Below are 23212 nucleotides of genomic sequence, written 5' to 3'. Positions count from 1 at the left end.
CGCCAACAGATGCGGCGGGTATCGACCTGACGAAGGGCTCAGCCAGGCATCGACACCCGCGCGCCGCCCTGCTCCGGCAGCCGATCGACGAGCATCGAGTGGGCCGCCCGGGTGGCCGCGAGCACGGCCGGATCCAGCGACGCCACGAGCACCGCCGTGCCGTCGTCGGCCCCGCGAGCCAGCACCCGCCCCTCCGGGTCGTAGATGGCCGCGCCACCGTTGAACCGCCACGGGTCGACGCCGCCGACCGCGTTGGCGAAGACCACGAACATCGTGTTGTCCAGGGCCCGCGCGGCGTAGTAGAGATCCCGGCGGTGTTCGGAGCCGGTCAGGTACCCGCTCGGGCACAGGTAGGCGTGTGCGCCGTCGAGGGCGGCGGCCCGGCCGTGCTCCGGGAAACAACCGTCATAACAGATGCCCAGCCCGAGCCGCCAGTCGTCGACGAGCAGCGTGGCACCCCGATCGCCGGGGACGAACAGCTCCCGTTCGTCACCCCACAACTGCTGCTTGTCGTAACCGACCCGCACCTCGCCGGCCCGGTCGACCACCAGCGCCGCGATGGTCCGCCGGCCGTCCGGGTGCCGCACGGCCGCGCCCACCAGCGCGGTGACGCCGGCCTCGCGCGCCGCGACGCGCAGCGGGTCGAGCCGGGGATCCGCGACCATCCCGCCCTGATCGGCGGCGACGTCCGTGCCGGCCGGGTCGGCGGCGAGGGCCGGCGGGTGGTACGCGCAGAGGAACAACTCCGGCAGGACTGCCACCCGGGCGCCCCGTTCGCCCGCCTGGCGGACCAGGTCGGCGGCGACGAGCGCGTTGCCGGCGACGTCGCCCGGCGTGGGGGTGGCCTGGACGGTGGCCACCGTCAGCGGGGAGCTGGGCACGGTGTGGGGCTGGGTCACCGGGCGATGGTAAACGGCACCATCCCAAGCCGTACGTACGGTTTGCGTGCCCCGGGTTGACCTGCGACGATCGACGTGTGCCCAGAGTAAGTCAGGACCAGCTCGACGCGCGCCGGCAGGAGATCCTCGCCGCCGCCCGGGCGTGTTTCGCCCGGCTCGGCTACGAGGGCGCGACCGTACGCCGCCTTGAGGAGGCCACCGGTCTGTCCCGCGGCGCGATCTTCCACCACTTCCGCGACAAGGACTCGCTCTTCCTGGCCGTCGCCGAGGACGACGCCGCGGCCATGGTCGAGACGGTGGCCCGCAACGGTCTGGTGCAGGTGATGCGCGATCTGCTGGCCCGCGCCGTCTCCCCCGACACCACCGGCTGGTTGGGCAGCCAACTGGAGGTCTCCCGGCGGCTGCGCACCGACCCCGCGTTCGCCAAACGCTGGGCCGAGCGGTCCGCCGCGATCGCGGAGGCGACCCGGGACCGGCTGGCCCGCCAGCGCGACGCCGGGGTGCTGCGTGAGGACGTACCGATCGACGTGCTGGCCCAGTTCCTGGAGCTGGCCTACGACGGTCTGGTGCTGCACCTGGCCATGGGTCGACCGGCCGGTGACCTGGGCCCGGTGCTCGACCTGGTCGAGGAGGCGGTCCGCCGGCACTGACCGCGCGGGCACCGGTCGGTCGACCGTGGCGAGGCTGCTCCACAATGGGGCCGCCGATCCCCTCCGGTGACAGGAGCAGTCGATGAGCGTCCACGCCGCGTCCGGTGACACCTGGGGCATCTCCGGCCCGACCTTCCTCCGGTACTACCTCGCAGCGGCCATCCTGGTGGTGGTGATCGCGGCGTACCACCGGGTCCGGCTCGCCGCCGGATCGACCGGCGCCATGACCACCGACCCCCTCGGGCCCCAGCAGGTCGCGTACCTCAACGGGGGGCCTCGGCTGGCCGTACACGCCGCGCTCGGCGGGCTGCGCGCCAGCGGAGCGATCGGCGTGCGACCGGACCGCCGGCTGACCACCGTCGGGGCCGCGCCGACCGGGCTCACCCCGCTGGATCAGGCCATCCACTGGGCGGCCCACCAGCACGCCCGGGTCGGGGACCTCCCGCAGGACGAGCGGGTACGCACCGCGCTGCACCAGATCCGCAACGGCCTGGAGCAACGCGGACTGCTCACCGACGACGCGCAGCGCGCCCGCGCCCGCTTCTGGGCCACGATCCTGATCGCCCTGCTGGGCCTCGGTGTGCTCCGGTTGGTCTCCGGCCTGTTCAACGGTCACCCGGTCGGTTACCTGCTGCTGACACTGGTTCCGCTGCTGATCATCACGCTCGTGCTGCGCCGGGCGCCCATGCTCACCCGGGCCGGTCGATCGGCAGTGCGTTCCGTCCGCCGCGAGCACACCCACCTCGCGCCCGCCTCCGCACCCGCCTACGCCACCTACGGGGCGGCCGGCGCGGCGATGGGCGTCGCCCTGTACGGCACCGCCTCGCTCTGGGCACTCGACCCGGGCTTCGCCGAACAGGCCGAGATTCAGCGCCAGGCCGCCTCCGGCAGCGGATGGACGGGCGGGTCCGACGGGTCCTCCGGCGGCGGGGACAGCTCCGGTGGAGACGGTGGCAGCTCCTGCGGCGGTGGTGGCGGGTGCGGCGGCGGGGGGTGCGGCGGATGACCGGCCCGTCCGGGGTCGGCATCGGCTGGCGTCCGGAGATCGCCGGCTTCGTGGCCGACCTGCCCGGCCTGCGCTTCGTCGAAGTGGTGGCCGAGGGGGTGCCCGCGTCCGGGCCGCTCCCACCCGGGCTGACACAGCTGCGGGAACGCGCGGTGACAGTCGTACCGCACGGGGTGCGGCTCTCCCTCGGCGGCGCCGAGCCGGTCGACCCGGCCCGGGTCGGCCACCTGGCCGCGGTGGCGCAACGCCTGGACGCCCCGCTGATCAGCGAACACATCGCGTTCGTCAGGGCCGGCGGTCTGGAGGCCGGGCACCTGCTGCCGCTGCCGCGCAGCCGGGAAGCCGTCGACGCGGTCTGCGCCAACGTGGCGCGGGCCCAGGCCGACCTGCCGGTGCCCATCGCGCTGGAACCGATCGCCGCGTTGGTCGACTGGCCCGACGACGAGCTGGACGAGGCGGACTTCCTCACCGAGATCCTCGACCGGACCGGGGCCCTGCTGCTGCTGGACGTGGCGAACGTGCACGCCAACGCCCGCAACCGGGGCGCCGACCCGCTGGCGTTGCTGGACCGTCTGCCGCTGGAGCGGATCGCGTACGCCCATGTGGCCGGCGGCGCGGAGTACGGCGGTTTCTACCACGACACCCACACCGACCCGGTTCCGTCAGCGGTGCTGGAGCTGGTCGGCGCGCTCTGCGCCCGGCAGCGGCCACCGGCGCTGCTGCTGGAACGCGACGGCCACTACCCGCCGGCCCCTGAACTCCGCGCCGAACTGGACGCCCTGGCCGCCGCCGCGGGCTTCCCGGCCGTCACATGACCGGCGCGCCCCACGGCGACCCGACAGCCGCGCCCCGCGCCGGGCTCGCCGAACGGCAGGCCGAACTGGTCGCCGCGCTCGTCGCCGGAGGGCCACCCCCGCCGGGGTTCGCGCCCGGCCCGCTGGCCGCCACCCGCGCGGCCCTGCTGCGCAAACGGGCCGGTGCCGTCGCCCGGCACTGGCCGTTGCTCGCCGCCAGCCTCGGTGCCAGGTGGACGACGACCTTCGCCGGCTGGGCCGAGCGGCGACCCACCGCCGGGTCGCTGCGCGACGGTTGGGACCTGGCCCGCGCGCTGCACGCCGAACGTGCGCTGCCGCCGCCGGCAGCCGAGGAGCTGGCCGCCCGGGAGGCACTCCTGCGCTACGACGGGCTGCGGCCGCCACGTCCGCGCCGGTTGCCGGCGGTGGGCCGCGCCGGCGGGGCCGTCGCGGTGCAGATCGCCGGCCGGGTACGCCTGCTGCGCCCCGCCCCGCGGGTATCCACCCGTGCTGGCGACGGCGTTTCGGATGCGGCAGGATCGGCATTATGGATCTCGGACTGACCGACCGCGTGTACGTCCTCACCGGCGCCTCCCGCGGCCTGGGTTTCGCGACAGCGCAGTGCCTGGTCGCCGACGGTGCACGGGTGGTCCTCTCGGCCCGGGACGCGGACGCCGTGGCCGCCGCCGCGCAGCAGCTGGGTGGGCCGGAGCACGCCGTCGGGCTGACCGGCGACCTGGCCGACCCGGAGACCCCGGGGCAGCTCGTCGCCGCCGCCCAGCAGCACTTCGGCCGGCTCGACGGCGCGCTGATCTCGGTCGGTGGGCCACCGCCCGGCAACGCCGCAGCGGTCACCGACGAGCAGTGGCGGCTCTCCTTCGAGACGGTCTTCCTGGGCACCATCCGCGCCGTACGCACTGTCGCCAACGCCCTGCCCGAGGGCGGCGCGATCGGGCTGGTGCTCTCCACCTCGGCGCGTGGCCCGGTGCCCGGTCTCGGCATCTCCAACGGTCTGCGGCCCGGCCTGGTCGGGGCCGCCAAGGACATCGCCGACGACTACGGCCCTCGGGGCGTCCGCGTGGTCGGCCTGTTGCCCGGCCGGATCATGACCGATCGCAACCGGGAGCTGTTCGGAGCTACCGGCGACCCGGAGCGGGCCCGCGCCGAGGCGGAGGCCGGCATCCCGCTGCGCCGCATCGGCGACCCGGCCGAGTTCGGTCGGGTGGCCGCGTTCGCGCTCTCCCCCGCCGCGAGCTACCTCACCGGGATCACAGTGCCGGTCGACGGCGGCGCGCTACGCGGGCTGTGACCCCCGACAGGGCCCGGCCCACCCGGGCCGTGACACCGTCGAAGCCGGCCCGCACCGACAGAGCGGCCGGGCCGACCCGGGCGGAGTTGGCGGCGGCCGCTGACCGGACCATCCCCGACGTGCTCGCGCCGGGGCTGGCGGTGCTCTTCGTCGGCATCAACCCCGGCCTCTGGTCGGCTGCCACCGGCTGGCACTTCGCCCGGCCCGGCAACCGGTTCTGGCTTGCCCTGCACCGGGGCGGGTTCACTCCCCGACTGCTGCACCCCAGCGAACAGGACGAGCTGCCCGCGCTCGGGCTCGGCATCACCAACATGGCCGCCCGGGCCAGCGCCCGCGCGGACGAACTCAGCACCGAGGAACTCCTCGACGGAGCGGCGATCCTGACCGACAAGGTGGCCCGGTACCGGCCGCGTTGGGTGGCGGTGGTGGGGGTAACCGCGTACCGGATCGGTTTCCAACGGCCCAAGGCAACCTTCGGGCCGCAACCGGAGTCGTTGGCCGGGGCGCGGCTGTGGGTGCTGCCCAACCCGAGCGGCCTGAACGCCCACTTCACCCCGGTCACCCTGGGCCTGGCGTTCGCCGAGTTGCGGGAGGCCACCGAGGTAACCGCCCCTTGATCGACTCGGTTTTCAGGAAGTCGGGCGGTCAACGCGACCAGGACACCCCGACTTCAGGGAACCCGAGTCGATCAAGGCCGGCAGCCGTCAGTTGGCGGCGGCGGGCGGCATGGCCTCGTCCGCGACGTACGTGCCCAGTGGCATGACCACCGGCTCGGGGCCGGTCGCGTCGACGAACGGGGTGGGCGAGTCGGCGACAGCGAACTGGGTCCGGTACAGCTCGGCGTAGAGCCCGCCGACCGCCACCAGTTCGTCGTGTCGCCCCCGCTCGACGATCCGCCCGCCGTCGAGAACGAGGATCTGGTCGGCATCGCGCACCGTGGAGAGCCGGTGCGCGATCACCAGGGCGGTCCGCCCGGTCAGCGCCACCGACAGCGCACGCTGCACCGCCGCCTCGCTCTCCGAATCCAGGTGTGCGGTCGCCTCGTCGAGGATCACGATCGACGGGGCCTTGAGCAGCAGGCGGGCGATGGCGATGCGCTGCTTCTCGCCGCCGGAGAACCGGTAGCCGCGCTCCCCCACGGTGGTGTCCAGCCCGTCGGGCAGCGACCGGACCAGGTCGGCGACCTGCGCTCCGGCCAGCGCGGCCCAGATCTCGTCGTCGGTGGCGTCCGGCTTGGCGTAGCGCAGGTTCTCGGCGATCGTCTCGTGGAACAGGTGCGAATCCTGGGTGACCACACCGATCTCGTCGCGCAGGGAGGCGAGCGTCGCGTCGCGCACGTCCACCCCGCCGACCAGCACCTGGCCGTCGCTGACGTCGTAGATCCGGGAGATGAGCATCGACAGCGTCGACTTGCCCGCCCCGGACGGGCCGACCAGCGCGACCATCTGCCCCGGCTCGACGCTGAACGAGACGCCCTTGAGCACCGGTTCGTTGATCGTCCGGTCGAGGGTGGCGACCTCCTCCAGCGAGGCGAGGGAGATCTCGGCGGCGCTCGGGTAGCGGAACCGCACGTCGCGGAAGTCGACCCGGCCGCTGCCACGCGGCACCGCCACGGCGTCGGGCTTCTCCACGATGCCCGGCTTGAGGTCGAGCACCTCGAAGACCCGGTCGAAGGAGACCAGCGCGCTCATCACGTCCACCCGGACGTTGGAGAGCGCGGTGAGCGGACCGTACAGGCGGGTGAGCAGCAACGCGAGGGTCACCACGGTGCCCGCACTGACACCGCCGGTCACCGCGAGCCAGCCGCCGAGGCCGTAGGTCAGCGCCTGCGCCAGCGAGGCGACCAACAGCATCGCCACGAAGAAGGTGCGGGAGTACATGGCGGACTGGATGCCGATGTCGCGGACCCGCTCGGCCCGCCCGGCGAACCGGCGGGCCTCGATCTCGGGCTGACCGAAGAGCTTCACCAGCAGTGCGCCGGCCACCCCGAACCGTTCGGTCATGGTCGCGTTCATCTTGGCGTCGAGGTTGTACGACTCCCGGGTGATCTCGGCCAGCCGCCGACCGACCCGGCGGGCCGGAATGATGAAAATCGGGAGCAGCACCAGCGAGAGCGCGGTGATCTGCCAGGAGAGGGTGAACATCACCGCCGCGGTGAGCACCAACTGGATGACGTTGCTGACCACGCCGGACAACGTCGAGGTGAACGCCCGCTGGGCGCCGAGGACGTCGTTGTTGAGCCTGCTGACCAGCGCCCCGGTCTGGGTACGGGTGAAGAACTGCAACGGCATCCGCTGCACGTGGTCGTAGACCCGGGTGCGCAGGTTGAAGATGATGCCCTCGCCGATCCGGGCCGAATACCACCGTTGGGCCAGTGAGAGCAGTGCGTCGGCGACCGCCAGCGCGGCGATGAACAGGGCCAGCCGCACCACGAGTCGGCCGGCCTCGTCGCCGCCTCGGTTGATCGCGTTGATGACGTCGCCGGCGAGCACCGGTGTGGCCACGCCGATGACGGCCGCCAGCACCACGGTGATCAGGAAGATGACGATGTCGCGCCGGTAGGGGCGCGCGAAGGCCACGATGCGGCGGGCCACCCCCCGCTTGAGGCGGTGGGTGGAGACCTCGTCGCTGTTGCGCATCGACCGGAGCATGCTCCACCCGGCCATGCCACCGCCGGACATCGGGTTGGACATCGCTCACCTCCGGGTTGCCGGGCAGACCGCACCGTCAGGTCAATTCTCCCGACGAGTGTGACAACCCCAGCCGTAACCCGGATCTTCCCGTGCGGTCCTTACCTATTCTCCAGTGCCGGCAAGGTCACGCAGCCGACGGGTCTGCGCCTCCCGCTCGGCGCGCTGCTGGTCGGCGTGCGACCGCCCGGCCGCGCCGGCGAGCAACGCCTTGATCTCCACCACCGCGTCGCGGGCTCCGGAGAGCAGGCCGGCGGTCAGGTCCCGCACCGCACCGTCCAGCTCGGCTGGCGGCACGACCAGGGTGGCCAGGCCGATCCGGTCCGCCTCGGCGGCGTCCAACCGGCGGCCGGTCGCACAGATCTCCAACGCCCGCGCGTAGCCGACCAGCTCGACGAGGCGCTTCGTGCCGGCCAGGTCGGGCACCAGGCCGAGGGTCACCTCGGCCATCGACAGCTTCGCGTCAGCGGAGAGCACCCGCAGGTCACAGGCGAGCGCCAGCTGGAAGCCGGCACCGATGGCGTGGCCCTGCACGGCCGCGACGGAGATCACGTCCGGCCGGTGCAGCCAGGTGAAACCGGCCTGGAACTCCGCGATGCGCTCGGCGCACTCCTGCTCGGACAGCGTGGCCAACTCGGCGAACGACCCCGGACCGGAGGCACCCGCCACCGCGAGATCGAGGCCGGCCGAGAACGCCCGACCCTCACCGCGGACCACCACCACCCGGACATCGCCGGGCAGGTCACGGGAGAAGTCGCTCATCGCTCGCCACATCGCGGGCGTCTGGGCGTTGAGCACGTCGGGCCGGCACAACGTCACCGTGGCGACCGGCCCGTCGCAGGTCAGCCGAACCCCGGTCGCCTCGGCGGTCACCGGACGTCCCGGGGCGCGGCGCTGATGGACGACGCTGGGGGGCGGGTCACGCCTTCTTGCGGCGCCGGGCACCACCGCGCTGACGCAGCTGCACGCCGGACTCGGTGAGCACTCGGTGGATGAACCCGTAGGAACGGCCGGTCGAGGCCGCCAACGCGCGGATGCTCTCCCCCGAGGTGTACCGCTTTACCAGGTCCTTGGCGAGCGTCTGACGCTCGGCTCCGACGATCCGGCGACCCTTCTCAGTGCTGGTGGCTGTGCCAGTGGCTGCCATGCTGTGTCCTCACGTCCCAGACTGTGCGGTTCGGATACGGTCCCACCTATTAGACCGCCTCGGACGATCATGCGCCAGATATCAACTCTTCGCCAACCGACACGCTATGCAATGTCAGCTTCCCGATAGAGTGATCCTGGCGATCCGGCCCGCCGCGTCGTCCGGGCGTACCACCGCTGGACGCTGGCGGCTGCCGACGACCCGTAGCCTTCGGTCGTGATCGACCTGTTGAGCACCGCGGGCGCAGCGGCCGTCGTCTTCGCCGCCACCGACATAGACGACATCGTCATCCTGACGCTGTTCTTCGTCGCGGCCCGCACCACCGGCCAACCCCGCACCTGGCAGATCGTCGCCGGGCAATACCTCGGCATCGGCGCGCTCGCGCTGGCCAGCGCGGTGATCGCGGGTGGGCTCCTGGTGGTGCCCGACCCGTGGACGGGTCTGCTGGGCCTGCTGCCGATCGCGCTCGGTGTCCGCGCACTGCGGGGTTCGGGCGACGACGAGCCACCCGCTGTCGTCACCGGAGCGCTCGGCGTGGCCGGGGTGACGATCGCGAACGGTGCCGACAACGTCGCGGTCTACGTACCCGTCTTCCGGGCCCTCGGGGTGGCCGACAGCGCGGTGTTCCTGCTGGTCTTCGTGCTGCTGATCGCCCTGTGGTGTGTGGCCGGGGCCTGGCTGGGCGGGCATCGGAGGGTGGTCCGGCTCGTCGAACGCGCCGGCGCCTGGCTGGTGCCGGCGATCTTCATCGCCATCGGGCTGGTGATCCTGGTCAGCTCCGGCGTGCTCGGCCGGCTGGTCGACCTGCTCGGCTGACCGCAGCGCCGAGGTCGAGCGCAGGTCGAGCTTGAGCGCACGTTGAGGTCGAGCGCACGTCGAGCTGCCTCGATCAGGCCAGCTCGACCAGTTCGAGCAGGTCGTCGCTCCAGGCGTCCTCGTCGCCGTCGGGCAGCAGGATGGCCCGGTCGGGCTTGAGCGCGAGCACCGCACCCGGGTCGTGGGTGACCAGGACGATCGCGCCCGGGTAGTTGGCGATGGCGTCGAGCACCTGCTCCCGGCTGACCGGGTCGAGGTTGTTCGTCGGCTCGTCGAGCAGCAGCACGTTGGCGCCGGAACAGACCAGGGTGGACAGCGCCAGCCGGGTCTTCTCGCCACCGGAGAGCACTCCGGCCGGCTTGTTCACGTCGTCACCGGAGAAGAGGAACGCGCCGAGGATCTTGCGCAGGTCGGTGTCGGACTGCTCGACGGCGGCGGCGCGCATGTTCTCCAGCACCGTCCGCTCCACGTCCAGCGTCTCGTGCTCCTGGGCGTAGTAGCCCAACCGCAGGCCGTGCCCCGCGTGCACCTCGCCGGTGTCCGGGGTGAGCAGCCCGCCGAGCATCCGCAGCAGGGTCGTCTTGCCGGCGCCGTTGAGCCCGAGGATGGCCACCCGGGAGCCGCGGTCCACCGCCACGTTGACGTCGGTGAAGATCTCCAGTGAGCCGTACGACTTGGACAGGCCGGTCGCGGTGAGCGGGGTCTTGCCGCACGGCGCGGGGCTGGGGAAACGCACCTTGGCCACCCGGTCGGCGACCCGCACCTCCTCCAGGCCGGAGATCAGCTTCTCGGCACGGCGGGCCATGTTCTGCGCGGCCACGGTCTTGGTGGCCTTGGCCCGCATCTTGTCGGCCTGCGCCATCAGAGCGCCGGCCTTCTTCTCCGCGTTGGCCCGCTCCCGACGCCGCCGCCGCTCGTCGGTCTCGCGGGCCTCCAGGTACGCCTTCCAGCCCAGGTTGTACACGTCGATGACCGACCGGGTGGCGTCGAGGAACCAGACCTTGTTGACCACCGACTCCAGCAGCGCGCCGTCGTGGGAGATCACGATGAGGCCGCCCTTGTGGTTGGCGAGGAAGCCTCGCAACCAGGTGATCGAGTCGGCGTCGAGGTGGTTGGTGGGCTCGTCGAGCAGCAGGATGCCGCCGCCGTTCTCGCCCGCGTCGCGGAACAGGATCCGGGCCAGCTCGATGCGCCGACGCTGACCACCGGAGAGGGTGCCGATGGTCTGCGCGAGCGCACGGTCCGGTAGGCCGAGGTTGGCGCAGATCCGCGCGGCCTCAGCCTCGGCCGCGTACCCGCCCAGGGCGGCGAACTGGTCCTCCAGCGCGCCGTACCGGCGGACCAGCTTCTCGTCGGCGTCCTCGGCGAGCCGGGCCTCGATCTCCTGCATCTGCGCCATCAGCACGTCCAGGCCACGGGCGGAGAGCACCCGGTCGCGGCCGGTGACCTCCAGGTCGCCGGTGCGCGGGTCCTGCGGCAGGTAGCCGATGGCGCTGCGCTGGTCGATCTGGCCGCCGTACGGCTGCCCCTCACCGGCGAGCACCTTCAGCGTGGTGGTCTTGCCGGCACCGTTACGACCGACCAGGCCGATCCGGTCACCGGGCTGCACGCGCAGGGTGGTGTCGGACAGCAGGATCCGGGAACCGGCGCGCAGTTCCAGGCCGGTGGCAGTGATCATGTTTGCGGGCTCGCTCTCGGGGTTCGGAAGGCTGACTCGGGGCACGCGAAACGGCCGGCGGGCTCAAGGGGCCCGACGGCGCGGGGCGGTTCAGCCTTCGCAGCGCAGCACCTGGCAAGTGTACCGGGCGCCGCCGGGCGGCCCGCCCGGATTACCGATCAAGATCATCGGGTACGGGAACGCCTGTCCGGACCCCGTCCGGCACTTGAGGGACGAAAAAACACATAAAAGACACTCACCGGCATACGGCGATCGGGGTCACCATGGAACTCAACGAGCGGGCCGAAATCGACACCTCCCAGGTCAACGACGTCGGCCGGGGTGGTGGATCCGGCGGCGGCTTCGGCATCCCGATCCCCGGCGGCGGCGGTCGAGGCGGCATCATCGGCATCGTGGTGGCAGTGCTCGTCGCGCTGCTCGGCGGCGGCTTCGGCCTCAACGCCATGACCAACGGCGACGAGGGCGGTCAGGCCGGCGGCACCGACCTGGAGCAGCTCTGCTCGCGCGACAACCCGCAGCGCCTCGACGACGCGCGCTGCCGCAACGCGCTCTACGTCAACAGCATCCAGGCCTACTGGCAGAAGGCGTACCCGGAGGTGGGCAACGGGAAGTACGAGCCGACCGACACCAACTTCTTCCAGGCGGCCGTGAACACCGGCTGCGGGCAGGCCGACTCGGGTGTCGGCCCGTTCTACTGCCCCGCCGACAAGCAGGTGTACATCGACCTGAGCTTCTACGACGAGCTGGCCTCCCGGTTCGGCGCCAAGGGCGAGTTCGCCCAGCCCTACGTGCTCGCCCACGAGTACGGCCACCACATCCAGAACCTGCTCGGCACCAACGCGAAGGCCGGCCAGGGCGACCAGAGCGGCCCCCGCTCCGCCTCCGTACGGCTCGAGCTGCAGGCCGACTGCTACGCCGGCGCCTGGGCCAAGCACGCCACCGAGAGCAAGGACAAGACCGGCCAGGAGCCGCTGTTCACGTCCATCACCCAGTCCGACATCAGCGAGGCGGTGCAGGCCGCCGAGGCGATCGGCGACGACAGCATCCAGGAACGCTCCGGCGGGCGGGTCAACCCCGACCAGTTCACCCACGGCACGTCCGAGCAGCGCAAGCGCTGGTTTACCCAGGGCTACGACCGCGGCGACCCGAAGAGCTGTGACACCTTCGGCACCGACCAGCTCTGACCAGTTCCGAGATCGTGGCAGGCCCCTCCGGCGGGCCTGCCACGATCTGTTTCGGGCACCAGACGCTGTCGCCGACGGCGCCTCCCTGGTCAGGTGAGCCGCGACACCTGGTAGTGGGCGATGAGCCAGTCGTCGCCTACCCGCCGCAGCAGCACACCGAGGTTGACGGTCAGGGCCGGCCGGTCGGTGAAGCCGAACTCCACCTCCAGGTAGCCGAGGACCACGTCGTCGGCGAGACGGCGGATCTCCCGGACGTCGTACGCGGCGGTGAGGCCGAGCGGCTGGCCGGCGTAGTACGCGGCGACGCCGGCACGACCGACCGAGTACGGCTGCAACCCCTGGAAGATCGCGTCGTCGGTGAAGCACGCCGCGACCCGATCGGGCTCGTGGGCGTCGACAGCCGACTTCCACCGGTCGAGGACGGTACGCAGAATCTGGGCCTCGGACATGATGATCTCCCTGTTGGCGGCGTGCCGCGTAACGTGCCTGTCGTGCTCACCGACCCATGGGGCGAGCCCCGTCAGGCTCAGCGCGGCGGTTGTCCCGGGTCGTTCGGGTGCGGCGTCAACGGCGTCACGGTCTCGCGCCGCCAGGCACGCAGCGGCATCGACGCGAGCACCGCCTCCAACTCGTCGGCGTCGTCGGCCCGGAACAGCCCCCACGTACGCCACTCCCCCGGCGCCAGCGGTGGCCGCCACAGCCGCAGGAGACTGCCCTGCGCCGTCAGCTCGGCCGAGCGGGCCGCCTCACGCGCGCGCATCTCAGCAACCCCGTCGTCCGACGTTCCGGGCGGCACCGTCGTCACCATGTCAACCAGAAACTCCACGCGCCCATCCTCCGGCCGCCAGCCGGGCAGCACGGCGGGAACCCCGTTTTGCGTGGCGGCCGTCTCCCCTGGGACCTGGTCGGCGGAGGGCGAGGTCAATCGGGGTCGCGCAACCGGATCCGGACCGCGCGGGCCGCGCCCACCGCCGCGAGCAGCACCGCGTGCCGGGGCTCCGGCACGTCGAGCAACCGCTCTGCCCGCAACGGCACGAGCGGGGCCAACCGCCGGTCGGCGAGCACCCCGTCCACGGCCCTGCGGTCACCACCGCAGACCAGCGCGGTGAGCGTCGCCGCCGCCGGCAACAGCAGTCGTACGGCCAGGTCCGCCGCGTCGCCCAGCGCGGCCTTCGCCTGGTTGTCGCGCCGGCGGGCGAACCGGTGCTGTGACCATCCCCCCGCGGCGGTGCGCCCCTGCACGTACCGGGTGTCCACCTTGGAGCTGACGAGGTCGGCACCCTCGGCCACCCCGATCGCCACCGCGCCCTTGCGGGCCAGCAGCAGACCGATCCGGCGCGGCGTCACGGCGGAGGCCACGAACCCGGCCACATCCGTGCCGACCGGCGCGCCCGGTGGGGCGTACAGCTCGGCGGTCGCCCCGTCCGGAGCGGCGAGCAGCAGGCCGTACTCCTGTGTGCTGGTGATGGGCGGGCCGTGCCGGTCGGCGAAGCCCTCGACCCAGCGGCCGACGCGGGCCGGATCGACCTCGACCCACCGACCTCCGCCGGCTGCGGGTCGACTGGTCACCGCCCGACCGTACGGCACCGCGAGCCCGCCCGGACCCCCGGGCGGGCTCCGCGGCCCGACAGCCCGACCCGACCCGACGCGGCCCGCCACGGCCCAGCCCGGCACGACGCAGCACGGCACGACGCAGCACGGCCCGCCACAGCACGGCCCAGCCCGGCACAGCGCGGCACGGCACGGCACAGCCCGGCACAGCGCGGCACGGCACGGCACGGCACGGACCAGCCCGGCACGGCACGGCACGGCGCGGCGCAGCGCGGCACGGCACGGCCCGCCACGGCCCAGCCCGGCAAGACGCAGCACGGCCCGGCACGGACCAGCGTGGCGCGGCACGGCGCGGCGACCGTTCAGCCGGGCAGTAGCGCTGCCACCGCCAGGGCGGCGATGAGCGCGCTGGAGACCAGGCCGGTGACCAGCCGGCCACGCGGCCCGGTCAACGCCCGGCCGACCACCGTGCCGCCGCCGGCGATGACCAGTTGCCAGCTCGCCGACGCCAGGAACACCCCGGCCACGAAGAGTGCCATGGGGACCACGCCCGATTCGGCCGTGTCCCTGCGACCGAGCACCAGCGCGGCGAAGTAGAGCACCGTCATCGGGTTCAGCAGGGTCAGGCCGAGCAGCGCCGCGTAGGCCCGCCCCGGAGTGCTCATGCCCCGACCGGCGCGTTCCGCCGGTGGCCGCTGCGAATGGTGCGCGGACCAGGTCCGCCAGAGGCCGTGCCCGGCAAGCCCCAACAGGACCACGGCGGCGACCACCCGCAGCGGCCCGGCGACCGGCGCGATGACATCGGCCAGCCCGGCACCGCCGAGCACGGCGACGGCCGCGTAGAGCCCGTCGGCCGTCGCCACGGCGAGCGCCGCGGCCGCACCGACCCGAAACGAGGTACGGGCACTGAGCCCCAGGATGAGGATCGCGATCGCGCCGACCGGAATGGCGACGCCGTAACCGGCGACCAGGCCGGCGAGGAACGCCCCGGTCACGGACGTCGGTGGCAGGTCGAGGCTCGTCCGGGAACCGGCCGCTGTCGACGCACGGCAGTGGCCGCACGGACAGGGACCTGCATCGGGTACGCCTCAATCACAAGCGCATCCTGCGCGCCGAACCCGCGCCCCCGCCACCGAATTCCCCCGCGCCCCGCCCCGGCTCGCCCGCCCCGGCTCGCCCGCCCCGGCCCCGGCTCGCCCCGGCTCGGCCCGGCTCGCCCCGCCAAAATCGTGCTCGAACCAGGATGTAGTGGCCTCGGCGACGCACCGAGGCCACTACATCAATGATCGAGCGCGATCTTGAGTCAATGATCGAGCGCGATCTTGAGCTGTTGACGGTTGACCGTCAGGATCAGACCGGAACGACCCGTGCTTGTTCACGTCGGCGTTCAACACGTCGAGCGCGGCACCCGGACGGGTGCCGCGCTCGACGAAGTGGTTCGGATCAGACGTTGAAGCCGAGGGAGCGGAGCTGGTCCCGACCCTCGTCAGTGATCTTGTCCGGGCCCCACGGCGGGAGCCACACCCAGTTGATCCGGATGTCGTTGACCAGGCCGCCGCCGGGTCCGGTGGTCAACGCCTGCCGGGTCTGGTCCTCGATGACGTCGGTCAGCGGGCAGGCCGCCGAGGTGAGCGTCATGTCCAGGGTGGCGACGTTCTCGTCGTCGACGTGTACGCCGTACACCAGGCCCAGGTCGACCACGTTGATGCCGAGCTCCGGGTCGACGACGTCCTTCATCGCCTCCTCGATGTCGGCGAGCATGGCCTTGCTGACGCCGCCCGCAGCGGCAGCGGCGTCAGCGCCGCCATCGGTCGTCGCGGCGTCGGTCTGCGGCACCACGCTGGTGTCACCGGCCTCCGGCGTCGCCTCGGTAGCGGTGTTCTCGCTCATGCCGTCCCTCCGCATCGCTTCGTGATGCCACCAGGCACCACTGTGTCATTCGCTCGCTGACGCACGGTCACGCCTTCACCTCCGGGCTCACGCCCACACCGGCGCGGGCCGCAGCGTCCTTGAAGGCCATCCACGGCAGTAGCGCGCATTTGACCCGGGCCGGGTAGCGGGCCACGCCCGCGAAGGCCACCCCGTCACCGAGCACGTCCTCGTCCGGCGTGACCTGGCCACGTCCGGACATCAACTCCACGAACGCCTCGTGCACCTCGAAAGCTTCCCCGGTGCCCCGACCACGCAGCAACTCGTGCAGCACGCTCGCCGACGCCTGGCTGATCGAGCAGCCCATCCCGTCGTACGAGATGTCGTGCAGCACGGTGCCGTCGGTGGCCACCCGGATGGTGACCTCGTCGCCGCAGGTGGGGTTGACGTGGTGCGCTTCCGCGACCCGGTCGCCCGGGTCGTCGGCGTCGCGCAGGCCACGCCCGTGCGGGTGCTTGTAGTGGTCCAGGATGATCTCCTGGTAGAGCTGGTCGAGCTGCATCAGTCGAACACCTTCCGCACCTGCTCCAGACCGGCCACCAGAGCGTCGATCTCCTCGGTGGTGGTGTAGAGGTAGAACGAGGCCCGGGTCATCGCCGGGACGCCGAACCGGCTGCACACCGGCTTGGCACAGTGGTGGCCCACCCGCACCTGCACGCCGAGCGAGTCGAGCACCTGACCCACGTCGTGCGGGTGCACGTCACCGAGCGCGAACGAGATGGTGCCGCCCCGGCCCACCGGCACGGTCGGGCCGAAGATCCGCAGGTCCGGCACCGAGCCGAGCGCGTCCAGCGCGTACGCCGTCAGCTCCTTCTCGTGCCACTGGATGGCCCGCATCCCGATCCCGGTCAGGTAGTCGACCGCCGCACCGAGGGCGACCGCCTCGGCGATCGGCGGGGTGCCCGCCTCGAACCGGGCCGGTGGCGCCGCGAACGTCGAGCGGGCCATGGTGACCGTCTCGATCATCGAACCGCCGCCGAAGACCGGCGGCATGGCCGCCAGCAGCTCACCGCGACCCCAGAGCACGCCGATGCCGGTCGGACCGCACATCTTGTGCCCGGTGAAGACGATGTAGTCGGCGTCCAGGTCGACCACGTCGATGGGCAGGTGCGGCACCGACTGCGAGCAGTCCAGCAGCAGCAGCGCGCCCACCTCACGGACCCGCGCGGTGATCCGGGAGGTGGCGTTGACGGTGCCGAGGATGTTGGACATGTGCACCAGCGAGACGATCTTCGTCCGCTCGGTGACCAGGTCCTCCAGGCCCGACTCGTCCAGCCGCCCCTGGTCGGTGACCGGGAACCAGCGCAGGGTCGCGCCGGTCCGCTCGCAGAGCAGCTGCCACGGGACGATGTTCGAGTGGTGCTCCATTTCGGAGATCACCACCTCGTCGCCCGGACCGAGCCGGAACCGGGGGTCGCCGTCCGGACGCAGCGAGGCGTTCGAGAAGGCGTACGCCACGATGTTGATCGCCTCGGTGGAGTTCTTCGTGAACACCACCTCGTCGGCGCTCGGCGCGTTGATGAACGCGGCGATCTTCGCCCGTGCCCCCTCGTACGCCTCGGTGGCCTCGGTGCCCAGGGTGTGTACCGAGCGCGACACGTTGGCGTTGTGCAGCGCGTAGTGCTCCCCGAGCACGTCGAGCACCTGCCGGGGTTTGTGCGAGGTGTTGGCGCTGTCGAGATAGACCAGCGGATGCCCGTTGATCTCCCGGTCCAGGATCGGGAAGTCGGCGCGCACCCGGGCCACGTCGAAACGCGGCGCGTCGTCGTACTGCGGCATCCCCGAAGGGATCGCGATGCTGGTCATCTCGGCAGCGCCTCTCCCACTCAGGCCTTGGCCGTGCCGGCCCCGGCGGCGTACCGCTCGTAGCCCTCGGCCTCGAGCTTGTCGGCCAGCTCCGGGCCGCCCTGCTCGACGATCCGGCCGGCGATGAACACGTGCACGAAGTCCGGCTTGATGTAGCGCAGGATCCGCGTGTAGTGGGTGATCAGCAGCACGCCGGTGTCACCGGTGTCGCGGACCCGGTTGACGCCCCCGCTGACCACGCGCAGCGCGTCCACGTCGAGGCCCGAGTCGGTCTCGTCGAGGATGGCGATCTTCGGCTTGAGCAGCTCCAGCTGGACGATCTCGTGGCGCTTCTTCTCACCACCGGAGAAGCCCTCGTTGACGTTGCGCTGGGCGAACGCCGGGTCCATCTGGAGGCGCTCCATCGCGCCGCGCAGCTCGCCACCCCAGGTGCGCAGCTTCGGTGCCTCGCCGTCGATGGCGGTCTTCGCGGTGCGCAGGAAGTTGGCCACCGAGACGCCGGGCACCTCGACCGGGTACTGCATGGCCAGGAAGAGGCCGGCGCGGGCCCGCTCGTCGACGGTCATGGCGAGCACGTCCTCGCCGTCGAGGGTCACCGTGCCGCCGGTGATCTCGTACTTGGGGTGACCGGCGATCGAGTACGCCAGGGTGGACTTACCGGAGCCGTTCGGGCCCATGATGGCGTGGGTCTCGCCCGACTTCACGGTCAGGTCGACGCCGGCCAGGATCGGCTTGAGCTCACCCTCGGGCAGCTTGACCGACACCTTCAGGTCGCGGATCTCCAGGGTGCTCATTATCGGGTCACTCCATTACTCGGCGTCAGGCTGAGGTAGATGTCTCCGTCGCGAACGTCGACGGGATAGACGGGGACGGGTTCGGTGGCGGGCAGGCCGGTCGGCTCGCCGGTGCGCAGGTCGAAACGGGAGCCGTGCAGCCAGCACTCCAGCGTGCAGCCGTCGACCTCGCCCTCGGAGAGGGCGACCGCGGCGTGGGAGCACTCGTCGTACGCGGCGTAGAACTCGCCGTCCTCGCCGTGCACCAGCGCGATGGGCGTGCCGTCGACGTCCGCGCTGATCGCGGTGCCCTTCGGCACGTCCTCGGTCGAGCAGATCCGGATCATCAGGCGCCGGCCTTGGTGAGCCGGGCCTCGATCGCGTCGCCGAGCTGCTCGCGCAGCGACTCCACCGGAATCTTGTTGATCAGCTCGGCGAAGAAGCCACGGACCACCAGCCGGCGGGCCTCACTCTCCGGAATCCCCCGGGCCATCAGGTAGAACAGCTGCTCGTCGTCGAAGCGGCCGGTCGCGCTGGCGTGACCGGCGCCGGCGATCTCGCCGGTCTCGATCTCCAGATTGGGTACGGAGTCCGCCCGCGCGCCGTCGGTGAGCAGCAGGTTCCGGTTGATCTCGTACGTGTCGGTGCCGGTCGCCTCGGCCTGGATGAGCACGTCGCCCACCCAGACGGTGTGCGCGCTCTCGCCCTGCAGGGCGCCCCGGTAGCCGACGTAGCTGCGGCAGTCCGGCACGTTGTGGTCGACCAGCTGCCGATGCTCCAGGTGCTGGCCGGCATCGGCGAAGTAGACCCCGTACAGCTCGGCCTCGCCGCCCCGCCCGGTGTACTCCACGCTGGTGAACTGCCGGACCAGGTCGCCGCCGAGGGTGACCTGGATGTGGATGACCTTGGCGTCCCGACCCAGCTTGATCTTCAGGTGCTGAGCCTGGACCGCGTCGTCGGCCCAGTCGGCGACAGTGACCAGGGTCAGCTTCGCCCCGTCGGCCACGGCGACCTCGACGTTGTCGGCCAGGGTGGCCGATCCGACGTGCTCCACCACCACTGTCGCCTCGGCGAACCGGCCCACCTCGACGAACGTGTGACCGAAGACCGGCTGCTCGACACCCTCGCCGACCACCCGCAGCCGCACCGCCTCGCCGAGCACCACGTCGGGGGCCACCCGCAGCAGCAGGGCGTCGGCGGCGGCACCGTAGGCCAACGCGCTGACCCGGTCGACCGGGGTCAGCACACTGCCGACCCGCTCGTCGTCCCGGCCGACCCGGGTGATGGCGACGCCCTCGGGCAGGTCGCCGTACTCGTGTCGGACCGCGCCGGCCACGGCCGGCGCCTCAGTGGTCAGGCCGCGGAGGCGCTTGAGTGGGGTGAAGCGCCACTCCTCCTCCAGGCCGGTGAGGGCCGGGAAGTCGGCGACGTCGTACGAGCGCAGCGCCTGCGACTTGGTGCTGGGCGGCGGCGCGGAAGCCTGGGTAGTCATTTCTTCCTTGGTCTGTTCAACGACGACGGTGTCAGGTGCTCGGTAGGGCGGGCGGCGTCAGCCGACCGCGCCCTCCATCTGAAGCTCGATCAGACGGTTGAGCTCCAGGGCGTACTCCATCGGAAGCTCCTTGGCGATCGGCTCGATGAAGCCGCGCACGATCATGGCCATCGCCTCGTCCTCGCTCAGGCCCCGGCTCATCAGGTAGAAGAGCTGGTCGTCGCTGATCTTGGAGACGGTCGCCTCGTGCCCCATCGACACGTCGTCCTCGCGGATGTCGACGTACGGGTAGGTGTCCGAACGGGAGATGGTGTCGACCAGCAACGCGTCGCACTTGACGGTGCTCCGGCTGTGGTGCGAACCCTCCAGCACCTGCACCAGACCGCGGTACGAGGTGCGGCCGCCGCCACGGGCGATCGACTTCGACACGATGGTGCTGCTCGTGTGGGGGGCCGCGTGCACCATCTTGGCGCCGGCGTCCTGGTGCTGACCCTCGCCGGCCATCGCCACCGAGAGCACCTCGCCCTTGGCGTGCTCACCGGTCATGTAGACCGCCGGGTACTTCATGGTCACCTTGGAGCCGATGTTGCCGTCGACCCACTCCATGGTCGCGCCCTCGTGGCAGACGGCGCGCTTGGTGACCAGGTTGTAGACGTTGTTCGACCAGTTCTGGATGGTCGTGTAGCGGCAGCGCGCGTTCTTCTTGACGATGATCTCCACGACCGCGCTGTGCAGCGAGTCGGAGGAGTACAGCGGCGCGGTGCAGCCCTCGACGTAGTGCACGTACGCACCCTCGTCGACGATGATCAGCGTCCGCTCGAACTGGCCCATGTTCTCCGTGTTGATCCGGAAGTAGGCCTGCAGCGGGATCTCCACGTGCACGCCCTTCGGCACGTAGATGAACGAGCCACCGGACCACACGGAGGTGTTCAGCGCGGCGAACTTGTTGTCGCCGACCGGGATCACCGTGCCGAAATACTCCTTGAAGACGTCCTCGTGCTCGCGCAGCGCCGTGTCGGTGTCCAGGAAGAGGACGCCCTGCTCCTCAAGGTCCTCACGGATCTTGTGGTAGACGACCTCCGACTCGTACTGCGCCGCGACACCGGCGACCAGGCGCTGCTTCTCCGCCTCCGGGATGCCCAGCCGGTCGTAGGTGTTCTTGATGTCCTCGGGCAGGTCCTCCCAGCTGGTGGCCTGCTTCTCGGTGGACCGCACGAAGTACTTGATGTTGTCGAAGTCGATCCCGGTGAGGTCCGCGCCCCACGCCGGCATCGGCTTGCGGCCGAACAGCCGCAGGCCCTTCAGCCGCAGGTCGAGCATCCACTCCGGCTCGTTCTTCTTCGCCGAGATGTCCCGCACCACCGCCTCGTTGATGCCGCGCTGGGCGACCGCGCCGGCGGCGTCCGGGTCGGACCAGCCGTACTCGTACCGGCCCAGGGCGGCGAGCTGCTCTTCCTGGGTCAGGGGCTGGACGATCTGCTCGGTCATCTATCTGTCCTCACAGTGGTGACGGGATTACCGGATTGAGCGCGGCCCGGCTGAGCCGGGATGTGCGTGGTGCACACCCCGTCGCCGTGCGCGATGGTGGCCAGACGCTGCACGTGGGTGCCGACCAGACGGGAGATGACCGCGGTCTCGGCCTCGCACAGCTGAGGAAACTCGGCGGCCACGTGCGCCACCGGGCAGTGGTTCTGACAGAGCTGGCCGCCGGAGGCGATCGTGGTCGCGTTGGCAGCGTAACCCTCGGCGGTGAGCGCTGCGGCGAGTGCCTCGGCTCGGGCGAGAGGGTCATCGCCGGCGTCCTCCATGGCCGTCCGACAACGGGACTCGAGGGCGGAGACCTGCTCGGTGGCGAACGCCTCGACCGCGTCCGAGCCGCCGCTGCGGGCGATCCACCGCAGCGCGGCGGTGGCCATGTTGTCGTAGTGGTGTGTGCCACAGCGGACCCGGGCGGCCTCGGTCAGCAGGAACACCTTGGCCGGGCGCCCCCGACCACGGCTGCCCTGCACGGTCTGCTCGCGGGCGTAGACGTCACCGTCCAGGAGCATCGCGTCCAGGTGCCGGCGGATCGCCGCCGGACTGAGCCCGAGCGCCGCGCCAAGCTGCGCGGCGGTGGCGGCACCCTGTTCCAGCAGCAGTCGGGTGACCCGATCCCGGGTGGAGATCTCGGCCACCACCGGACCGGCGAGGCCGGCCGACGTGCCCACGGCGGGCGCGGACACCGGCGCACCGACGGCCGCTACGGCCGTCGGTTGGTGCCCGGAGAGCGCCGCCGCGTTTTTCACAACGCCAACGTTACGTAATTACCCGGAGGGCCGCAAACCCGGGCCCCGGTGATCCCAACCACCGAGCTGCCGGAGTCGGACGGACCTCGATCACTACGGTGCGTAGGATTTGCGCCGTGAACCGAATCGTCCGTCCGGTCTCCGGCATCCTGCTGCGCCGCCTCGCGCTCGCCTCGATCATCGCGAACGTGGGCATCGTCGTCACCGGCGGGGCCGTCCGGTTGACCGCCTCGGGCCTCGGCTGCCCCACCTGGCCGCGGTGCACCGACGATTCGTACGTCACCACCCCCGAGATGGGCATCTACGGGGTGATCGAGTTCGGCAACCGGCTGCTGACCTTCGCGGTGGGCCTCATCGCGCTGGCCACCGTGCTGGCGGTGCTGGTCCACCGGCCGCGCCGGCCCGGGCTCCTCGCGCTGGCCGTCGCCGTCTTCCTCGGCATTCCCGCGCAGGCGGTGATCGGTGGCATCACCGTGCTGACCAATCTCAACCCGTGGGTGGTCGGGCTGCACTTCCTCGCCTCGATGGCGGTGATCGCCGCCGCGTACGCGCTCTGGCGGCGCATCGTCGACCCCGACGGCCCGGTCGTGGCGGTCGTGCCCGCCCCGCTGCGCACCCTCGCTCGGATCACCACCGGCGTCAGCGTCGCGGTGCTGGTCATCGGCACCTGGGTGACCGGCAGCGGCCCGCACGCCGGCGACCACGGTGCCGCCCGCAACGGCCTGGACCCGGAGTCGATCTCCCAGGTGCACGCCGACGCGGTCTTCCTGCTCATCGGCCTCACGGTGGCGCTCATCTTCGCGTTCCGCGCCGTCGGTGCGCAGCGGGCCACCCGCGCCGCGGTCATCCTGCTGGTTGTGGAGCTGAGTCAGGGCCTGATCGGTTTCGTGCAGTACTTCACCCACGTGCCGGCGCTCCTGGTCGGGGCACACATGCTCGGCTCGTGCCTGGTGCTGCTGGCCACCCTGGCGGTGCAGTGGTCCACCCGGGAACGCCGGCCGGTCACCCCGGCGCCCCGGGCCACCCCGGCCGACGCGGCCACCCCGGTTCCGACCCCCGCCTGACAACCCCCGCGCGCCCCGGCACGCAACCGCCCGACGGGCCGGTAACCGCCGCGCGGCGCGCCCCGCGCCCCGCGCCCCGCGCCCCGCGCCCCGCGCCCCGCGCCCCGCGCCCCGCGCCCCGCGCCCCGCGCCCCGCGCC

At 71.9% G+C, this 23212-nt stretch carries 26 protein-coding genes; 9 read left to right on the top strand and 17 right to left on the bottom strand.

Going from position 1 to position 23212, the window contains the following annotated elements:
• Positions 1-38 precede the first annotated feature (38 nt).
• A complete protein-coding gene (locus ACX27O_RS32720; protein WP_030337283.1) occupies positions 39-899 on the bottom strand; it encodes a carbon-nitrogen hydrolase family protein in 861 nt (286 codons plus the stop codon).
• A 77-nt stretch (positions 900-976) separates the two neighbouring features.
• Between ACX27O_RS32720 and ACX27O_RS32715 the strand changes: the two genes are divergently transcribed.
• From ACX27O_RS32715 to mug, 6 genes are all read left to right on the top strand, one after another.
• Positions 977-1549 (top strand): TetR/AcrR family transcriptional regulator, encoded by a 573-nt coding sequence (locus tag ACX27O_RS32715; RefSeq protein ID WP_030337284.1) that lies wholly within the window; start codon positions 977-979, stop codon positions 1547-1549.
• Positions 1550-1631: 82 nt separating this feature from the next.
• The gene (locus ACX27O_RS32710; protein ID WP_030337285.1) at positions 1632-2555 is read left to right on the top strand and encodes a TIGR04222 domain-containing membrane protein; all 924 of its coding nucleotides are present in this window, start codon (positions 1632-1634) and stop codon (positions 2553-2555) included.
• Complete coding sequence (locus ACX27O_RS32705) at positions 2552-3370, top strand: MbnB/TglH/ChrH family RiPP precursor modification enzyme (protein WP_030337287.1); 819 nt, start codon at positions 2552-2554, stop codon at positions 3368-3370. The genes ACX27O_RS32710 and ACX27O_RS32705 overlap by 4 nt, the downstream gene beginning before the upstream one ends.
• Entirely contained in the window at positions 3367-3912 is a 546-nt protein-coding gene (locus ACX27O_RS32700) for a hypothetical protein (protein WP_245233762.1), read from the top strand. Before ACX27O_RS32705 ends, ACX27O_RS32700 begins: the two co-directional genes overlap by 4 nt.
• Positions 3897-4658: an SDR family oxidoreductase gene (locus tag ACX27O_RS32695; protein WP_210866730.1), complete on the top strand. Its 762-nt coding sequence runs from the start codon at positions 3897-3899 to the stop codon at positions 4656-4658. The genes ACX27O_RS32700 and ACX27O_RS32695 overlap by 16 nt, the downstream gene beginning before the upstream one ends.
• Positions 4659-4687: 29 nt before the next feature.
• Positions 4688-5275 (top strand): G/U mismatch-specific DNA glycosylase, encoded by a 588-nt coding sequence (gene mug, locus ACX27O_RS32690; protein ID WP_156057954.1) that lies wholly within the window; start codon positions 4688-4690, stop codon positions 5273-5275.
• An 87-nt stretch (positions 5276-5362) separates the two neighbouring features.
• Here the strand turns inward: mug and ACX27O_RS32685 are convergent, their stop codons facing one another.
• From ACX27O_RS32685 to ACX27O_RS32675, 3 genes are all read right to left on the bottom strand, one after another.
• Positions 5363-7339 carry an ABC transporter ATP-binding protein gene (locus ACX27O_RS32685; RefSeq protein ID WP_030337295.1) on the bottom strand — a complete coding sequence of 659 codons (1977 nt, stop codon included), beginning with the start codon at positions 7337-7339 and terminating at the stop codon, positions 5363-5365.
• A gap of 114 nt (positions 7340-7453) precedes the next feature.
• Positions 7454-8221: an enoyl-CoA hydratase/isomerase family protein gene (locus ACX27O_RS32680; protein WP_030337297.1), complete on the bottom strand. Its 768-nt coding sequence runs from the start codon at positions 8219-8221 to the stop codon at positions 7454-7456.
• Between the two features lie 46 nt (positions 8222-8267).
• Complete coding sequence (locus ACX27O_RS32675) at positions 8268-8495, bottom strand: helix-turn-helix domain-containing protein (protein WP_007462679.1); 228 nt, start codon at positions 8493-8495, stop codon at positions 8268-8270.
• Between the two features lie 216 nt (positions 8496-8711).
• Between ACX27O_RS32675 and ACX27O_RS32670 the strand changes: the two genes are divergently transcribed.
• Complete coding sequence (locus tag ACX27O_RS32670) at positions 8712-9311, top strand: cadmium resistance transporter (RefSeq protein WP_081884132.1); 600 nt, start codon at positions 8712-8714, stop codon at positions 9309-9311.
• A 73-nt stretch (positions 9312-9384) separates the two neighbouring features.
• On the opposite strand, the gene ACX27O_RS32665 is transcribed toward ACX27O_RS32670, so the two are convergent.
• Entirely contained in the window at positions 9385-10989 is a 1605-nt protein-coding gene (locus ACX27O_RS32665) for an ABC-F family ATP-binding cassette domain-containing protein (RefSeq protein ID WP_030337302.1), read from the bottom strand.
• 263 nt (positions 10990-11252) lie between these two features.
• Here ACX27O_RS32665 and ypfJ point away from each other — a divergent pair, with 263 nt between their 5' ends.
• Positions 11253-12173 (top strand): KPN_02809 family neutral zinc metallopeptidase, encoded by a 921-nt coding sequence (gene ypfJ, locus ACX27O_RS32660; protein ID WP_030337304.1) that lies wholly within the window; start codon positions 11253-11255, stop codon positions 12171-12173.
• An 89-nt stretch (positions 12174-12262) separates the two neighbouring features.
• Here ypfJ and ACX27O_RS32655 read toward each other — a convergent pair whose 3' ends face one another.
• The 12 genes from ACX27O_RS32655 to ACX27O_RS32600 all read right to left on the bottom strand — a co-directional run bounded on the left by ACX27O_RS32655 (position 12263) and on the right by ACX27O_RS32600 (position 22009).
• Positions 12263-12622 carry a YybH family protein gene (locus tag ACX27O_RS32655; RefSeq protein WP_030337306.1) on the bottom strand — a complete coding sequence of 120 codons (360 nt, stop codon included), beginning with the start codon at positions 12620-12622 and terminating at the stop codon, positions 12263-12265.
• Between the two features lie 77 nt (positions 12623-12699).
• Positions 12700-12999: a muconolactone Delta-isomerase family protein gene (locus ACX27O_RS32650; protein WP_030337308.1), complete on the bottom strand. Its 300-nt coding sequence runs from the start codon at positions 12997-12999 to the stop codon at positions 12700-12702.
• 95 nt (positions 13000-13094) lie between these two features.
• Positions 13095-13742 (bottom strand): acVLRF1 family peptidyl-tRNA hydrolase, encoded by a 648-nt coding sequence (locus ACX27O_RS32645; RefSeq protein ID WP_030337310.1) that lies wholly within the window; start codon positions 13740-13742, stop codon positions 13095-13097.
• A 344-nt stretch (positions 13743-14086) separates the two neighbouring features.
• Complete coding sequence (locus tag ACX27O_RS32640) at positions 14087-14719, bottom strand: LysE family transporter (RefSeq protein ID WP_357637447.1); 633 nt, start codon at positions 14717-14719, stop codon at positions 14087-14089.
• 448 nt (positions 14720-15167) lie between these two features.
• The gene (locus ACX27O_RS32635; RefSeq protein WP_030337313.1) at positions 15168-15614 is read right to left on the bottom strand and encodes a metal-sulfur cluster assembly factor; all 447 of its coding nucleotides are present in this window, start codon (positions 15612-15614) and stop codon (positions 15168-15170) included.
• 67 nt (positions 15615-15681) lie between these two features.
• The gene (gene sufU, locus ACX27O_RS32630) at positions 15682-16155 is read right to left on the bottom strand and encodes a Fe-S cluster assembly sulfur transfer protein SufU (protein ID WP_030337314.1); all 474 of its coding nucleotides are present in this window, start codon (positions 16153-16155) and stop codon (positions 15682-15684) included.
• On the bottom strand, positions 16155-17459 hold the full coding sequence (locus tag ACX27O_RS32625; RefSeq protein ID WP_210857798.1) for a cysteine desulfurase: 1305 nt from the start codon (positions 17457-17459) through the stop codon (positions 16155-16157). The genes sufU and ACX27O_RS32625 overlap by 1 nt, the downstream gene beginning before the upstream one ends.
• 20 nt (positions 17460-17479) lie before the next feature.
• Positions 17480-18253, bottom strand: a complete 774-nt coding sequence (gene sufC / locus ACX27O_RS32620; protein WP_030337317.1) for a Fe-S cluster assembly ATPase SufC — start codon at positions 18251-18253, stop codon at positions 17480-17482.
• Positions 18253-18579: a non-heme iron oxygenase ferredoxin subunit gene (locus tag ACX27O_RS32615; RefSeq protein ID WP_030337319.1), complete on the bottom strand. Its 327-nt coding sequence runs from the start codon at positions 18577-18579 to the stop codon at positions 18253-18255. Before ACX27O_RS32615 ends, sufC begins: the two co-directional genes overlap by 1 nt.
• Positions 18579-19724, bottom strand: coding sequence for a Fe-S cluster assembly protein SufD (gene sufD / locus ACX27O_RS32610; RefSeq protein ID WP_030337320.1), 1146 nt, complete (start codon positions 19722-19724; stop codon positions 18579-18581). The genes ACX27O_RS32615 and sufD overlap by 1 nt, the downstream gene beginning before the upstream one ends.
• Positions 19725-19781: 57 nt before the next feature.
• Positions 19782-21212 carry a Fe-S cluster assembly protein SufB gene (gene sufB, locus ACX27O_RS32605; protein WP_030337321.1) on the bottom strand — a complete coding sequence of 477 codons (1431 nt, stop codon included), beginning with the start codon at positions 21210-21212 and terminating at the stop codon, positions 19782-19784.
• Positions 21209-22009 carry a helix-turn-helix transcriptional regulator gene (locus tag ACX27O_RS32600; protein ID WP_458940592.1) on the bottom strand — a complete coding sequence of 267 codons (801 nt, stop codon included), beginning with the start codon at positions 22007-22009 and terminating at the stop codon, positions 21209-21211. Before ACX27O_RS32600 ends, sufB begins: the two co-directional genes overlap by 4 nt.
• Before the next feature lie 98 nt (positions 22010-22107).
• Between ACX27O_RS32600 and ACX27O_RS32595 the strand changes: the two genes are divergently transcribed.
• Positions 22108-23073 carry a COX15/CtaA family protein gene (locus ACX27O_RS32595; protein WP_458940591.1) on the top strand — a complete coding sequence of 322 codons (966 nt, stop codon included), beginning with the start codon at positions 22108-22110 and terminating at the stop codon, positions 23071-23073.
• Positions 23074-23212 lie beyond the last annotated feature (139 nt).

The organism is Micromonospora sp. SD19 (assembly GCF_054462275.1).
Note: the sequence above shows the minus strand (reverse complement) of the source record. Positions and strands in the feature narration are given on the sequence as shown.

What these genes read in the sequence shown, in the direction of transcription:
- ACX27O_RS32710 (WP_030337285.1), top strand. Translation starts at nt 1,632, where the DNA reads ATGAGCGTCCACGCCGCGTCCGGTGACACCTGGGGCATCTCCGGCCCG.
- ACX27O_RS32705 (WP_030337287.1), top strand. Translation starts at nt 2,552, where the DNA reads ATGACCGGCCCGTCCGGGGTCGGCATCGGCTGGCGTCCGGAGATCGCC.
- ACX27O_RS32700 (WP_245233762.1), top strand. Translation starts at nt 3,367, where the DNA reads ATGACCGGCGCGCCCCACGGCGACCCGACAGCCGCGCCCCGCGCCGGG.
- ACX27O_RS32695 (WP_210866730.1), top strand. Translation starts at nt 3,897, where the DNA reads ATGGATCTCGGACTGACCGACCGCGTGTACGTCCTCACCGGCGCCTCC.
- ACX27O_RS32685 (WP_030337295.1), bottom strand. Translation starts at nt 7,339, where the DNA reads ATGTCCGGCGGTGGCATGGCCGGGTGGAGCATGCTCCGGTCGATGCGC.
- ACX27O_RS32675 (WP_007462679.1), bottom strand. Translation starts at nt 8,495, where the DNA reads ATGGCAGCCACTGGCACAGCCACCAGCACTGAGAAGGGTCGCCGGATC.
- ACX27O_RS32665 (WP_030337302.1), bottom strand. Translation starts at nt 10,989, where the DNA reads ATGATCACTGCCACCGGCCTGGAACTGCGCGCCGGTTCCCGGATCCTG.
- ypfJ (WP_030337304.1), top strand. Translation starts at nt 11,253, where the DNA reads ATGGAACTCAACGAGCGGGCCGAAATCGACACCTCCCAGGTCAACGAC.
- ACX27O_RS32655 (WP_030337306.1), bottom strand. Translation starts at nt 12,622, where the DNA reads ATGTCCGAGGCCCAGATTCTGCGTACCGTCCTCGACCGGTGGAAGTCG.
- ACX27O_RS32635 (WP_030337313.1), bottom strand. Translation starts at nt 15,614, where the DNA reads ATGAGCGAGAACACCGCTACCGAGGCGACGCCGGAGGCCGGTGACACC.
- sufU (WP_030337314.1), bottom strand. Translation starts at nt 16,155, where the DNA reads ATGCAGCTCGACCAGCTCTACCAGGAGATCATCCTGGACCACTACAAG.
- ACX27O_RS32625 (WP_210857798.1), bottom strand. Translation starts at nt 17,459, where the DNA reads ATGACCAGCATCGCGATCCCTTCGGGGATGCCGCAGTACGACGACGCG.
- sufC (WP_030337317.1), bottom strand. Translation starts at nt 18,253, where the DNA reads ATGAGCACCCTGGAGATCCGCGACCTGAAGGTGTCGGTCAAGCTGCCC.
- ACX27O_RS32615 (WP_030337319.1), bottom strand. Translation starts at nt 18,579, where the DNA reads ATGATCCGGATCTGCTCGACCGAGGACGTGCCGAAGGGCACCGCGATC.
- sufD (WP_030337320.1), bottom strand. Translation starts at nt 19,724, where the DNA reads ATGACTACCCAGGCTTCCGCGCCGCCGCCCAGCACCAAGTCGCAGGCG.
- sufB (WP_030337321.1), bottom strand. Translation starts at nt 21,212, where the DNA reads ATGACCGAGCAGATCGTCCAGCCCCTGACCCAGGAAGAGCAGCTCGCC.